Raw genomic sequence first — 1,305 nt, forward strand, 5'->3', positions numbered from 1 at the left:
GAAGGCAGTAGTAGCGATTAGCTTAAGACAAGGGTGTCCACCGTGAGGTGGAGCCTGAAGGAAGTCGGCGGCAAATCTCCGCCCTAAGGAACACGAACTTCATATAAGGCTGGGTATATTTGAATGAGGTTGCTAAACAAACCGAAGTTCTTACTGCCAAAGGATATACAAAGTAAATGAAGTAGGGAGATGGAGTGGAAGAATATGGGCTTACCCTCGGAGGTCTGGTAAATACGTGCAACTCATTGCATAACCGAACATGTTGAATGTTCGCTGAATTACTAGAAGTCAGCAGAAGCCATAGTACCAAACGTTTCTAGAACGAGTGGGAAGGGCTGAATCATTTAAGGAGAATTATCACTTTGCGTACGTAATACTTAATGAAGCAGAAACATATTATCCTTCCTACTCGAAAGAATTGGTGAATCCTAATGGGGGCGAGTAGAAGGGCGGAAAGTGATTGCGACACAAGAAGAGAGGTAATTCACGTAGGAGTCGGATATCATGCTAGAAAGAATTCTATCACGGGAAAACTTATTACTTGCATTAAAGCAGGTAGAGAAAAATAAAGGAAGTCACGGTGTCGACCAAATGCCAGTAGAATCCCTACGGGAGTATTTCGTCGAGCATTGGCATGTCCTACAGGATGAAATCCTTTCGGGTACCTATCAACCGAAACCAATACGTCGCGTCGAAATCCCGAAGCCGAACGGTGGTATCAGGAAACTAGGTATCCCCACCGTGATAGATCGTTTTCTTCAACAAGCTATCGCACAAGTTCTTACTCAGATATATGACCCGACGTTTTCACACCATAGTTATGGCTTTCGTCCAAATAAACGAGGACATGACGCAGTAAGACAAGCAAGGAATTACATTAAAGCAGGAAAACGGTGGGTTGTCGATATAGATCTAGAGAAATTCTTCGATAAAGTGAATCATGATAAGCTGATGAACAAGCTAAGTGAACGAGTGAAAGACCGAAGGGTCTTACAACTCATTCGTAGATACTTACAGTCAGGTGTAATGGAACACGGACTCGTCAAACCGAATAATGAAGGTACACCACAAGGCGGTCCACTAAGCCCGTTATTGTCTAATATCGTTCTAGATGAACTCGATAAAGAACTGGAAACAAGAGGGCTTAGTTTCGTCCGTTATGCAGACGACTGTAACATATATGTCCGCTCGAAACGAGCGGGCCTACGAACGATGGAAAACATGACGAAATTTATTGAAAACAAATTAAAACTAAAAGTAAACGAACTGAAGAGTGCGGTAGACCGCCCGTGGAAACGCAAATTC

The 1,305-nt window shown here is 43.2% G+C and carries 1 protein-coding gene; it reads left to right on the forward strand.

From position 1 onward, the window contains the following. Positions 1-504: 504 nt before the first annotated feature. Positions 505-1,305: group II intron reverse transcriptase/maturase (gene ltrA / locus ABU914_RS15370; RefSeq protein ID WP_379670569.1), on the forward strand; the 801-nt coding region annotated here is incomplete at its 3' end.

Source organism: Pueribacillus sp. YX66 (assembly GCF_041725775.1).
Lineage (GTDB): Bacteria > Bacillota > Bacilli > Bacillales > UBA6769 > Pueribacillus.